Here is a 12,356-nt window from a genome sequence, read left to right on the forward strand (position 1 = left end):
CCAGTTGATGATGAGCTCGCTGGCGCTCGTTCATGCGGCGACCCTCTCGGCGACGCGCAGACGTACTGAACGTGCGCGGGAGTTGTCTTCGATCTCGGCTTCAGTGGCGACTTCGGCTCCGCGGGTCACCAACTTGAACTTCGCCTCGTGACCCTCAGGAACGAACGGCAGATCACGCGGAATGTCAGTCGTGGTGGCACGGGCAAACTCGTGCTTGGTGATTCGGTCCTCGAGCGAGTGATAGGCCAGTACGACGACGCGGCCACCAGGCGCGAGCAGCTCGAGCGCAGCAGGCAGGGCTCGCCGGTAGACACCGAGCTCGTCGTTGACCTCGATGCGGAGGGCCTGGAAGGTCCGCTTGGCGGGATTGCCGCCCGTTCGACGCGCCGCCTGCGGGATGGAGTCCCGAATGAGGTCGACGAGTCGTGCACTGTTGGTGAACGGTTCGACATCGCGCGCGGCGACGACAGCTTCAGCGATGCGCTTGGCGAACTTCTCTTCGCCGTAGTAGCGCAGCACCTTGGCGAGCTCAGTCGCCTCGTACGTGTTGAGGACGTCAGCTGCGCTGAGCTCGTCCTCGGGGTTCATGCGCATGTCGAGTGGAGCGTCCTGCGCGTACGCGAAACCACGTTCGGCGAGGTCGAGTTGCATTGAGGAGACACCCAGGTCGAACAGGACGCCGCTGACGGAGCTGAAGCCCGCGTCTCGTACGACGTCAGCGATCTCGTCGTACACGGCGTGAGCGAACGTCACCCGATCGCCGAATCCGGCAAGGCGAGCCTTGGCGCGTGCCAGAGCCTCGGGATCACGATCAATGCCGATGACGTGGAGGTCTGCAAAACGGTTGAGCATGGCTTCGGTGTGACCGCCGAGCCCAAGCGTCGCGTCGACGACGACCGGCCGGTCCCCCACCACGGTCGGCGCAAGAAGATCCATCACCCGGTCCAGCAGGACGGGTACGTGCTTCGCCTCGCTCATGCCACCGCCTCCGTGGCAGAGCAGAAACGGTACGGAGCCAGTGACATGAGGGCCCTTTTTGTTCGCTCGCTGCGCTCGCTCATGCGGTGGCCCCTGCCAGCCCGAGGAGCAAAGCCAGGAGTCCAGCGATCCCGACCGACATGACGATGGAGAAACCCATGAGCGCAACGCCGTCGGCAACCTCGTGCCGTACGCGTCGTGTGCTCGTGTCCATCGTTGTGCCTTTCGTTCGTGCTGTGCTGCCTGTCGCCGTGGGGCCAGATCCCCGACCGGGCAGTTCTGACACCGGGGAAGTGGAGTCAGATCCGCTCGGGCGAAGATCTCGCCTCGCGGTGTTCGCTAGAAGATTCCGGGCATGACCTCTTCGGACATGTCCGCGAACGGCCCTTCCTGTGAGTTGGAGAATTCGGTCCAGCGTCCGGAGTCCCAGATCTCGATGCGGTCCATCGCCCCCACGACGGTGCATTCGCGATCGAGGCTCGCCCAGGTGCGGAGTACCTGAGGCACCGAGATGCGCCCCTGCTTGTCCGGCACTTCCGAGGAGGCGCCGGAGAAGAACATGCGGGTGAAGTTGCGTGCCGCCTGATTGGTGAACGGGGTGTCCCGTACGCGATCCGTGAACGCGTTGAAGCTCTCGACCGTCCACCCGTAGATGCAGTTCTCCTGACCGCGGGTGAGGACGATGCCGTGCTCCAGGCGTGGACGGAACTTGGCCGGAAGGAACAAGCGCCCCTTCTCGTCGAGACGGGGTGTGTAGGTGCCAAAGAAGTTGGACACGTCCGGGTTCATCTGGCACCTCCTCCGCCTCGAGCTTGTCCTCCATTTCGCCCCACCATACTCCACAATCCACCACTTAGTGGCCAATTTGCGCCCATTTTGCGAGTTTTTGGGCAGCGCGCTCTACCGCCTGGAATCGGCGGTATTCACTGTCAGGGCAAACAAAAAACCGCCCCCTCAGGGACGGTTCAGAGCTGGTGGAGCGAAGTGGGGGCTTTTGGGCCCAAACTCGAAGGGACTAGATGTCGTCTCCGTCGCGCCGGCGCTGCCAGCGCTCTTCCATACGGTCGACGAACTTGCCGGATGACTTGCCGCCAGCCTTGCTGGTCGGACGATCCTCGACCTGTCCGCCAATGCCGCGCTTCCACGCTGTCAGGAACAGGTAGGACGTCGAAAGCATCGCAACGAATCCAGCGACACCAAGCCAGGTCTGTGCCGTGACGGCACCGGCGAAGAGCAGCACGAGGCCAGCGATGAACCCGAGGACAGCACCGACCGCCACACGACGGTTGTGCGCCATGAACTTCGAGCCCCGAAGGGTCGACGCAAAGTCGGGGTCTTCAGCGGCCAGCGATTGCTCGAGCTGATGGAGCAGCCGGGCCTCTTCGTCAGAGAGCGGCACTTTTGCCTCCTGGATCGGATGATGCTGACTCCAAGTCTAGGCGTGCGATTGACTGCAAGCCAGCGGAAACGGAAGTGAAGTCATGTGAAGTACGCGCCAGGCGCTCCAGAGCGAACAATGCGTCGCGCGCTCCCGGCTCCCCGTCAACGATCGCCGATGGGACCAAATCAGCGAATACGCGGAGCCCATTCGTAGCGACTGACACGAATCCGCGAGCAGCCAGGAGGTCCTGTAGCTCGTCGAGGCCGAACCTCCGTGGGCCGAGAGCGCGTACGTCCCAAGCGTCGGCCGTCGTAGTCAGCAGCGCCTGCGCTGTGGCGAAGTCGCCCGCGAGCGCCCGTGCGGTGATCGCAGCGAGTCGGCCAGCAACGACAACGCTCACGTGTCCACCGGGTCGCAGGACCGTCGCGACGGCGGCCAAGGCTTCGGCAGGATCATCGACGTGCTCGAGCACGCCGTGGCAGATGACGAGATCGAATGACTGCGGATCCACATGGTCGAGCAGATCGGCGGTGTCGCCCTGTATGCCACGCACAGCATCGCCGAGATCGGCATCGGCGGCTCGCCGGTGCAGTGACGCGAGTGCGTCTGGACTCGGGTCAACGACGGTGACGTGATGCCCGAGAAGCGCCAGACGTACGGCATCTCCCCCTGTGCCGCCGCCGAGATCAAGGACATCCAGCCCGTCAGTGCCCGTGCCCGCGATGTCGGTCGCATCGACCACGGACTGCCACATCAACTCGGCGCGGACCGGACCCATGACGGACACTGTGCCACAGGAGTCAGGCCGGTTTCCGATAGCGTCCTGCCATGCACGATCAGTCCGATCGACCTGACTGGGTCTCCTGATGGACCTCGCGGCGCTGGTCTTCTCCAGCGGCTGGGCCAGCGGTGTCAACGCGTACGCGACTGTCGGCGTGCTCGGCCTGCTCGCTCGCTTCACTGAGACGTCGATCGTGCCCGACGCATTCGCTCGCACCGACGTGCTCGTCGTGGCTGGTGTCATGTTCCTGGTTGAGTTCGTCGTCGACAAGATCCCGTGGCTCGACTCGGTCTGGGATGGCATCTCCACCGTCGTACGACCGACGGTCGGAGCGTGGGTTGCGTACCAACTCGCCGGCGATTCGTCCGGTGTCGACCAGGCGTTGCTCACCACCCTCGGCGGCAGTACCGCTTTGGCGTCCCACGGTGTGAAGTCCGGCGTACGACTCGCGGTCAACACGTCGCCCGAGCCGTTCAGCAACGGGATCGTCAGCACCACCGAAGACATCGGCGTGATCACCGTCGTCTCGCTCGCCGTGGCCCATCCGTGGTGGGCACTCGGCATCACCGCATCGCTCCTCATCGCTGGAGCGGTCACCGTCTTCCTGCTGTGGAAGACCATCAGCAGAGCACGGCGTCGACGGCGCGAAGCGAACGCGTAGTCTGCGCGCATGGCGCAGGTCGTAGTGGTCGGAGGCGGCTTCGCCGGTATGTCGGTCGCAGCGCGCCTTGCGAAGGTGCGCCACGACGTCACGCTGGTAGAGGCGTCGGAACAGCTCGGCGGTCGGCTGCGTGGTGTCACGATCGACGGGACAGCGCGTCAGATCGAGCTCGACACGGTGACCTTGCCGGCAGTGTTCCGCGATCTTTTTCGCAAGTCGGGTCAACCGCTCGAAAGCGTCCTCGAGCTTGAGTTGACCACTGGCCGCCGTCACGTGTTCAAGGACAAGTCGATCCTCGACCTCCCGCTCGGTAACCGCGGTGATCAGCACGCCGCGGTGACCAAGGCCTTCGGTGAGGACGAGTGGTCTCCCTGGGTCGACGGGCTCGCCGACGCTTGGGATGTCATACGACGTACTGCGCTGGATCAGGTGTTCATCGGCAAACCGGCCGTCGATCGCACGGTCCGCAAGGCTCTTCGAGCACGTCGAAGCATCTCGTATGTCGCCGACCGGCTGCCCGACGAGCGCCTCGCGAAGATGGTCCTCAACCCGCTCCGCCTCGCCGGCCAGGATCGCGTCGTGATCCCAGGATTCGCGGCGGTGAGTCACTACATCGAGCGCAACTTCGGGCGGTGGCGCTTCACCGGCGGGCTCCCCGCTCTCGCTGAAGCACTGGAGGCACGGCTCGCCGAACGCAAGGTCACGATCGCCCTCGGTGAGTCCGCCCACGAACTCGTACGCGACGGCGACCAGGTGACCGGCGTCGTCACGGACAAGCGGACGATCCCCGCCGAAGTTGTGGTGTGGTGCGCTCCGAACTGGCCCGCTCCCCTGCCTGCGCCTCGCACCATGCAGGTCATCCCCGCGAGTCGTACGTTGATCACCCTCACTGACGACGCACCCGAACTTCCCGAGGAGATCCTCGTTCACGCCAACCCGCCCATCCGGCTGTTCTCCGGCGGCAAGGGCGTATGGACGATCGAACATCGCAGCGGCGAGGACGTCCTCGACGCACTCGTACGTTTTGGCATCGACCTGCGAGATCACGTGACGTCGCGAACGGATCTCACTCCGAGCGACCTCGTACGCCTCGGCCATTGGGGTTGGGCCTGGCAAGGCTTGAGTACGGCTTGGGAACTACCCGGAGTCGCGCCCAGCGGTGGTCTTTATTTCGCCGGCGCACATGCGCATCCAGGCGGATCGCTCGAAGCGATCGGCATGGCGACTGCCGCCATCGCCGAGGACATCGGTCCGGCCAGCCGCTAGACGAGGTTGTCGGCGCGCAGCGCCTCGAAGATCTCTCGTGTCGCCTTGGAGCGGTTGAGGGTGATGAAGTGCAGGCCTGGCGCTCCACCGGCAAGCAGGTCGCGGCACAGCTGCGTTGCGAGCTCGATGCCCTTGGCGCGCACAGCGTCCTTGTCGTCCTGAATCGGCTCGATCTGCTCCAGCACCTCTGGCGGGAGTGCAGCACCGGACAGCTCAGCCATGCGGGCAACCTGCGAGAAGTTGAGGATCGGCATGATGCCCGGAACGATCGGGATGTCGCTGCCGAGCTCTCGTACGCGCTCGACCAGCGAGAAATAGTCGGATGCTCGAAAGAACAGCTGCGTGATCGCGTAGTCGGCGCCAGCGTTGGCCTTGGCCACCAGCACCTCCGCGTCATGCTCAAGACTCTCGGCGTCGGGGTGTCCTTCGGGGAATGCCGCGACACCAATACAGAACCCGCCAAGCTCAGAAGCCAGTTCGACGAGGTCGATCGCGTGGTTCATGCCATCGGGGTGCGGCTCCCAAGGAGCACGCGGTCCACCCTTGGGGTCACCGCGAAGCACGAGCACGTCGTCGACTCCCGCAGCGGCGTACTGCTTGAGGACTGACTCGATCTCACCCTTGGTCTGCGCCACGAGCGTCAGGTGGCCGACGGGACGCATCGACGTCTGCTCGGCAATGCGAGCCGTAATGCGTACGGTGCGCTCCTGGCTGGTGCCGCCCGCTCCATACGTGACCGAGACGAACGTCGGATCCAGCGCCTCGAGGTCGGCGATGGTCTTCCAGAGCACGTCTTCGCCCTCGTCGTCCTTCGGCGGGAAGAACTCAAACGAGGTCGTCGGGTTGGGTCCGCGCAGGACTTCGAGGAAGGAGCGATCATCGGCGGGCATGACCCAACGGTATCGTCCGACATGTGACCGCACGCGCAGACGATCCCGAATTCCGGACTCAAGTCGATGTGGCACTTGTCTCGTTCGTCGATCGTCAGCGACCCATCCTCGCCGAGCTCGGGCCCGATCTTGGTGAGTTCGCCGATTCAGCGCTCGGCTTCGTCGTGGGCGGCAAACGCTTGCGACCACAGTTCTGCTTCGCCGGCTGGCTCATCGCGGGCGGCTCCCCCACTGACACGGGATTCGTGACTGCGGCCGCGTCGTTGGAATGGCTACAGGCGAGCGCACTGGTGCACGACGACCTGATGGACGGCTCCGACACCCGGCGCGGGCGACCCAGCATCCATCGCGAGTACGAAGCGCGGCACCGTACCGAAGCGCGATCCGGAGACGCCGCTGGCTTCGGACTCTCGACGGCAGTACTGCTCGGCGACCTCATGCTGTCCTGGTGCGATGAAATGCTGACTCGAGCGGTTCTGGACTCACCCTCGATGGCGGCCAACCTCGGCAACGCTCGACGCTTCCTCGACCTCTGCAAGTCGGAGGTCGTCGCGGGCCAGTTCCTCGATGTCGTCGGGCAGACGCGACCATCCCTCACGGTCGACGAAGCCATGAAGGTCGTTCGCTACAAGTCAGCGAAGTACACCGTCGAACGTCCGCTCCATATCGGAGCCGCTCTGGCCGGCGCGGAGCCCGACCTGATCGCAGGCCTGACCGACGTGGCGTTGCCGCTCGGCGAGGCATTCCAACTGCGTGATGACGTGCTCGGTGTATTCGGCGACCCCTCAGTGACCGGCAAGCCCGCAGGAGACGATCTCCGTGAGGGCAAACGAACTGTGCTCGTCGCGCGTACGTCCGAGCTGACTGACGACGCAGGTCGCGCGTTGCTCCAGGAACACCTCGGCACCGCTGAAGGCATCGACGCCGTACGCGAGCTGATCGAGTCCTCGGGCGCTCTCGCCGCAGTCGAGGCTGACATCGCCCGGCTCGAGGATCAGGCTGAGTCGGCTCTCAGCGCTCTGGGACCTGAAGCGCGCGACATCCTCGGACCTCTCGCGCTCACAGCAACCCGTCGAACTCGCTGACTCCCAGGTCGTCGCGCACGATCACCGCAAAAGACGTCGCCTGTCCGGCGGCGTCGCGCAACACGTCAAGAACCGCGGCAGCCTGCATCGGGTCGATCGCGGAAAGCTCGCGCAACCCGTCCCATACGAGCACCAGTGGAGTGACGGTGAGATCTCCCAGCACGTCGAACAGAGCATCGAGATTGCGACCGAACCACGACGGCAGTCCCCATGCGGTCGTGACCTCGTCATAGAACGCTTCGACTGAGTGCACGTCGGTCGTGTCGAGATGTAGTGCGCGCCAGCCAGCCGTCTCGGCCTCGCCCACCAGGTCCCGCTCCGGGTCGCCGCGCCAGCTGAACAGCCCTGGCGAGGTCGACCCTTCGAGCAGTGACGTGTACGAAGCGGTCATCACTTCACCAGCTTCGGCGGGTGGATGCGCTCGAACGAGCCGTAGTGGTCGTCGGTGTAGTAGTACTCGTCGCCCTCGCCGTGAACGATCCGCCGGGCTCCGCGGTCAGACTCGCCCGGTGTCGTCACGGTGTACTCACGCCAGTAGCCGCGCCCGTGCGCCGGCAGTCGCCGTTCGCGGTTCATGAACACGGCTCCATCCTGCCGATATGGGAAGGGCCCGTCACTCTGAATCAGCGCAATCGTGTCGACCGCCTCCTGCGGGAGCGATCCAATCGAGCTCGGCGCCGAGGCCGTTGCGGTCGGCTGCGGAGCTGGTGAGTTCTCCGTACCGGCGTACTGCTTGAGGAGCGCGATAGCCACGATGCCGATCAAGATGGCGACCAACATTCGACGGCTCATGAGTCCATCGTTGCTCATTCCCGCTGACCACGGGGCAGGACGCCACCGCGCAGACACGGATGCCATGGCCCGAACTTTGCGGACAAGCATCTAGAATCAACCCCTACGGAACCGCATGGTCCGGGGTCGAGGAGGGCTGGCGTGGTGATGACGGGCGACGAAGCCCTGATCGGTCGCGTCCTCAATGACCGCTACCTGATCGGCAAGCGCATTGCGCGCGGCGGAATGGCAAGCGTGTTCTGGGCGACGGACCAGCGGCTTGACCGACCCGTCGCGATCAAGGTCATGCACCACGGACTTGGCGACGACCGCCAGTTCACGGAGCGCTTCCACCGCGAGGCAAAGTCCGCCGCCAAGCTCAACCACCCCAATGTCGTGTCGGTGTTCGACCAGGGCATGGATGGCGAAGTCACCTACCTCGTCATGGAATACGTGCCTGGCCGCACGCTGCGCGACATCATGCGCGAAGAGTCGCCCATGCCGCCTTACCGCGCGCTTGAGCTGCTCGAGCAAATCCTGATCGCGCTCTCCGCTGCCCATGCCGCGCACATCATCCACCGCGACGTGAAGCCCGAAAACGTACTCATCACGCCAAGTGGTGAGGTCAAGGTCGCCGACTTCGGTCTGGCCCGCGCCGTGAGCGCTGCCACCACCGCTACCGGTGGCACCCTCATCGGCACGGTTTCCTATCTCGCACCCGAGATCGTCGTGAATGAGGGCGCAGACGCCCGTTCGGACGTCTACGCATGCGGCGCGATGCTCTACGAGATGCTGACCGGGGTCAAGCCGCATTCGGGCGAGTCCCCCATTCAGGTCGCCTACAAGCACGTTCACGAAGACATCGGCAATCCGTCTGAGCTGCAGCGCGGCATACCGCCGTACGTTGACGCGCTCGTGAGGCGAGCGACGGTCCGCGATCGCGACCAGCGCTCGACTGATGCACGAGTCCTGCTTCAGCAGCTTCGGTCGGTGCAGCGCTCGCTTGCTGCAGGTATGGACGACGATCCTGAACTCGTCGCGGACCTGCTCCCCGGCGCGCGGATCACCGATGCAGACGGCGAACCCACTGAGTTCGTCAAGCGCGGTGCCATCACCCTCAACGCGGGCGACTCCGAGGCAACGCAGGCAGTACGTCCTCCCTCCGAGCCGACCGTGCAGTGGGACCGCGCCGCCAATGCGCCCGTGCAGCCGCTCAAGTCCGGCCTACTTCCGCCGGTCTCGTCAGACGACTACCGACAGATGCGCGCTGGCGAACCGCGATCGAAGCGCGGTCGCAACCTGCTCGCCCTGGCCGTCCTACTGACACTGCTCGCCAGCCTTCTCGGCTGGTACATCGGCGTCGGTCGCTATGACACGACTCCTCAGCTGGTTGGCACAGCCGAAGCAGCAGCCAAGGAGAACGCCGAGCGACTCGGCTACAAGTTCGAGGTTGCTGGCGTGAAGTTTTCCGAGAAGTACGCCAGCGGCGTGGTGATGTCGACCGATCCCGGCCCCGGCAAGAAGATCCTCCCGGGCGGCACGATCAACGCGATCATCTCCAAGGGACCTGACCGCGTCAGTCTGCCCAAGGACCTGAGGGGTATGACGCTTGCGGAGGCCACGACGGCTCTGGGTGCCATCGACCTGACAGTCGGCAAGATCGAGAAGAAGTACGCCCAGACTGTCGCCAAAAACCGGGTCATTGGCGCCATCGGCATCGCTGCGACCGACGACCTCAAGCGCAACACGACTGTCGACCTCTACATCAGCAAGGGCAAGAAGCCGATCAAGGTTGTCGACTACACCGGCAAGCCGGTCGATGAGGCCGAGAAGGCGCTCAAGGAAGACGGCTTCAAGCCTGAGATCACGTTCGAGTTCAGCGATGACGTCGACAAGGACATTGTCATCTCCCAGTCGCCGAAGGATGGCACCCAGTTCAAGGGCGACACCATCAAACTGGTCGTGTCCAAGGGACCGGACCTCGTCGTCGTACCCAAGGTCATTGGCATGAAGAAGGACAAGGCCACAGCGATTCTCAAGGCGGCTGGCTTCAAGGTCCAGGCGTTCCCGGGAACCAACTACACCGTTCAATCGCAAAGCCCCAGCGAAGGCAAGAAGGCCCGTCGGGGAAGCACCATCTTGATCTCCTCGTTCTGACGATGCGACCTCGTCTTGCCGCGGCAGCTTTGCTGTCGGTCACTGCCATGTGGGGATCGACGTTCTTCCTGATCAAGGACCTGCTGGATCGCGTACCAGCCGCTGACTTCCTCGCCATCCGGTTCGCGATCGCATTCTTCGCTCTGGTGCTCATCGCACCCAAGGCCATTGGTCGCCTAACGCCCGACATTCTGCGCAAGAGCATCTACGCCGGCGGCATCTACGGCGTCGCTCAGATCATGCAGACCACCGGGCTCGGTCATACAGACGCCAGCATCTCGGGGTTCATCACCGGCTTGTACGTCGTGGCCACACCGGTGCTCGCCTCCTTGGCGTTCGGCATACGCATCAGTCGCACGGTGTGGATTGCCGTCGCGATGGCGACCGCGGGTCTGGCGATCTTGTCCCTGCGAGGGTTCGCGGTCGGCTTCGGCGAGGCCATCACCTTGGTCAGCGCAATCCTGTACGCCGTGCACATCGTCGTGCTGTCGAGGTGGTCGACGTCGAAAGATGCGTTCGCGATGGCGACCGTCCAGATGGGCGTCATCTCCGCGATCTGCTTCGTCGTGGCAGCTCCCGGAGGGATCACGCTCCCCCACACGTCGGGCGACTGGATCGCCGTCGTCTACATGGCCCTGGCCGCTGGGGCACTCGCGATGCTCGCGCAGACCTGGGCCCAGAGTCAGCTCGACGCCGCGCGTGCAGCGCTGCTCATGACGATGGAGCCAGTGTTCGCGGCTGGATTCGCGGTGTTGTTCGGCAGCGAGACGCTGGGGTGGCGCGTCGCGATCGGCGGCACGATCGTGCTCGTCGCGATGATCCTCGCCGAGTCTTCAGGGCGTACGAAACCCGTGCACCAAGTGCTCTGAACTCAGAGACTCACACATAGTCGCGCAGGTACCGCGTGAAGCACCTCGAAACGACTGGCGCACTGCATTCGCACCAGCGCAATCACACAGCTGAAGGTATGAAGCAGACCTCGCGGCCGACCATGTCGCAACGCGAGCGGTGCGGCTTAGGCTCCCGACAGCATTTCGGCGACCAGGAAGGCCAGCTCGAGGCTCTGGGCGCGGTTGAGGCGCGGATCGCACAGCGTCTCGTAGCGGTGCGCGAGACCTTCAGCCGACAGCTTGGCGCCGCCGCCGACGCACTCGGTGACGTCGTCGCCGGTGAGCTCGACATGGACGCCTCCGGGCCACGTACCGAGGCTGCGGTGCACCTCGAAGAAGCCGCGGACCTCGTCGATGACATCGTCGAACTCGCGCGTCTTGTAGCCGTTGGTGGTCTCGAACGTGTTGCCGTGCATCGGATCGCACACCCAGGCGACTTCAAGACCGGCTGCAGTCACCTTCTCAACAAGGTTGGGCAGTCCGTCGCGGATCTTGTCAGCGCCAAAGCGGGTGATGAACGTGATCTTGCCGGGTACGCGCTCGGGGTTGAGCTTCTCGTACAGCGCGATCGCGTCATCGGCCGTCGACGTCGGGCCGAGCTTCACGCCAATCGGGTTGGCGATCTTGCTGAGGAGCTCGACATGCGCGCCATCGAGCTGACGGGTGCGCTCGCCGATCCACACGAAGTGGCTCGACACGTCGTACGGCTGCTCGGTACGCGAGTCGATGCGAGTGAGCGAGTGTTCGTACTCGAGGATCAGAGCCTCGTGCGACGAGAAGAAGTCGACCGTGTGGAACTCGTCCGGGTCGACGCCAATGGCGTCCATGAACGCCAGCGCGCGATCGATCTCGGCGCCGATGCGCTCGTAGCGCTCCCCTACGGGGCTGTTCTTGACGAAGTCGGTGTTCCACGCGTGCATCTGACGCAGATCGGCGTAACCACCGGTGGTGAACGCTCGGGCGAGGTTCAGCGTCGACGCAGACGCGTGGTAGACCTCAACAAGCCGCTGCGGGTCGTGCGCGCGGGACTCGGCGTTGAAGTCGAAGCCGTTGACCGCATCGCCGCGGTAAGCCGGCAGCGTGACGCCTTCGCGGGTCTCCATGTCGCTCGACCTCGGCTTGGCGTACTGACCGGCCAGACGGCCAACCTTGACGACGGGAACGCTCGCGGCGTAGGTGAGCACGACTGCCATCGACAGCAGCACTCGGAGCTTGTTGCGGACGTTCTCGGCTGTGACACCTTCAAACGTCTCGGCGCAGTCGCCACCTTGGAGCAGGAATGCCTCGCCGCGGGCTACCTCGGCGAGCTTGTCACGCAGCGCGTCACACTCGCCGGCGAACACCAGCGGAGGCATCGTGCGGAGCTTCTGAACGGCAGCATCGCGCGCAGCCGGGTCGACATATGTCGGCTGCTGGGCGGCTCCGAGCGTACGAAGCTCATCAAGGGTGGGAATGCTCACGCAACAAGAATACGCGGGTTGCCCGTTCGTCCCGCA

General features: G+C 64.5%; 14 protein-coding genes. 5 read left to right on the forward strand and 9 right to left on the reverse strand.

Annotated elements, in window-relative coordinates; all coding sequences use genetic code 11:
* Positions 1-30 precede the first annotated feature (30 nt).
* From rsmH to J2X11_RS10235, 5 genes are all read right to left on the reverse strand, one after another.
* Positions 31-978: a 16S rRNA (cytosine(1402)-N(4))-methyltransferase RsmH gene (gene rsmH / locus J2X11_RS10215; RefSeq protein WP_309970306.1), complete on the reverse strand. Its 948-nt coding sequence runs from the start codon at positions 976-978 to the stop codon at positions 31-33.
* Between the two features lie 79 nt (positions 979-1,057).
* Entirely contained in the window at positions 1,058-1,192 is a 135-nt protein-coding gene (locus J2X11_RS10220) for a hypothetical protein (protein ID WP_309970308.1), read from the reverse strand.
* Positions 1,193-1,317: 125 nt separating this feature from the next.
* Positions 1,318-1,767: a division/cell wall cluster transcriptional repressor MraZ gene (gene mraZ / locus J2X11_RS10225; protein WP_309970310.1), complete on the reverse strand. Its 450-nt coding sequence runs from the start codon at positions 1,765-1,767 to the stop codon at positions 1,318-1,320.
* Between the two features lie 226 nt (positions 1,768-1,993).
* A complete protein-coding gene (locus J2X11_RS10230) occupies positions 1,994-2,377 on the reverse strand; it encodes a DUF3040 domain-containing protein (RefSeq protein WP_309970313.1) in 384 nt (127 codons plus the stop codon).
* On the reverse strand, positions 2,364-3,137 hold the full coding sequence (locus J2X11_RS10235) for a methyltransferase domain-containing protein (protein WP_309970316.1): 774 nt from the start codon (positions 3,135-3,137) through the stop codon (positions 2,364-2,366). The genes J2X11_RS10230 and J2X11_RS10235 overlap by 14 nt, the downstream gene beginning before the upstream one ends.
* 88 nt (positions 3,138-3,225) lie before the next feature.
* Between J2X11_RS10235 and J2X11_RS10240 the strand changes: the two genes are divergently transcribed.
* Together J2X11_RS10240 and J2X11_RS10245 are read left to right on the forward strand one after the other, a co-directional pair.
* Positions 3,226-3,801 (forward strand): DUF4126 domain-containing protein, encoded by a 576-nt coding sequence (locus J2X11_RS10240; protein ID WP_309970318.1) that lies wholly within the window; start codon positions 3,226-3,228, stop codon positions 3,799-3,801.
* Between the two features lie 9 nt (positions 3,802-3,810).
* Positions 3,811-5,067, forward strand: a complete 1,257-nt coding sequence (locus J2X11_RS10245; RefSeq protein ID WP_309970320.1) for a phytoene desaturase family protein — start codon at positions 3,811-3,813, stop codon at positions 5,065-5,067.
* Here J2X11_RS10245 and metF read toward each other — a convergent pair.
* Positions 5,064-5,957 carry a methylenetetrahydrofolate reductase [NAD(P)H] gene (gene metF / locus J2X11_RS10250; protein ID WP_309970323.1) on the reverse strand — a complete coding sequence of 298 codons (894 nt, stop codon included), beginning with the start codon at positions 5,955-5,957 and terminating at the stop codon, positions 5,064-5,066. The two genes, J2X11_RS10245 and metF, sit on opposite strands and share 4 nt — an antisense overlap.
* Before the next feature lie 23 nt (positions 5,958-5,980).
* On the opposite strand from metF, the gene J2X11_RS10255 reads away from it, so the two are divergent.
* The gene (locus J2X11_RS10255; RefSeq protein ID WP_309970325.1) at positions 5,981-7,042 is read left to right on the forward strand and encodes a polyprenyl synthetase family protein; all 1,062 of its coding nucleotides are present in this window, start codon (positions 5,981-5,983) and stop codon (positions 7,040-7,042) included.
* Here J2X11_RS10255 and J2X11_RS10260 read toward each other — a convergent pair.
* Together J2X11_RS10260 and J2X11_RS10265 are read right to left on the reverse strand one after the other, a co-directional pair.
* Positions 7,017-7,433, reverse strand: a complete 417-nt coding sequence (locus J2X11_RS10260; protein ID WP_309970329.1) for a barstar family protein — start codon at positions 7,431-7,433, stop codon at positions 7,017-7,019. The genes J2X11_RS10255 and J2X11_RS10260 overlap by 26 nt on opposite strands.
* Positions 7,433-7,834 (reverse strand): guanyl-specific ribonuclease, encoded by a 402-nt coding sequence (locus J2X11_RS10265; protein ID WP_309970333.1) that lies wholly within the window; start codon positions 7,832-7,834, stop codon positions 7,433-7,435. Before J2X11_RS10265 ends, J2X11_RS10260 begins: the two co-directional genes overlap by 1 nt.
* Before the next feature lie 147 nt (positions 7,835-7,981).
* Here J2X11_RS10265 and pknB point away from each other — a divergent pair, with 147 nt between their 5' ends.
* Both pknB and J2X11_RS10275 read left to right on the forward strand, forming a co-directional pair.
* A complete protein-coding gene (pknB, locus tag J2X11_RS10270; protein WP_309972338.1) occupies positions 7,982-9,970 on the forward strand; it encodes a Stk1 family PASTA domain-containing Ser/Thr kinase in 1,989 nt (662 codons plus the stop codon).
* Positions 9,971-9,972: 2 nt separating this feature from the next.
* Positions 9,973-10,839: a DMT family transporter gene (locus J2X11_RS10275; RefSeq protein WP_309970336.1), complete on the forward strand. Its 867-nt coding sequence runs from the start codon at positions 9,973-9,975 to the stop codon at positions 10,837-10,839.
* 146 nt (positions 10,840-10,985) lie between these two features.
* Here the strand turns inward: J2X11_RS10275 and J2X11_RS10280 are convergent, their stop codons facing one another.
* Positions 10,986-12,320 carry a class II 3-deoxy-7-phosphoheptulonate synthase gene (locus J2X11_RS10280; RefSeq protein ID WP_309970339.1) on the reverse strand — a complete coding sequence of 445 codons (1,335 nt, stop codon included), beginning with the start codon at positions 12,318-12,320 and terminating at the stop codon, positions 10,986-10,988.
* Between the last annotated feature and the right edge of the window lie 36 nt (positions 12,321-12,356).

Source organism: Aeromicrobium panaciterrae (assembly GCF_031457275.1).
In the GTDB taxonomy this organism is placed as follows: Bacteria; Actinomycetota; Actinomycetes; order Propionibacteriales; family Nocardioidaceae; genus Aeromicrobium; species Aeromicrobium panaciterrae_A.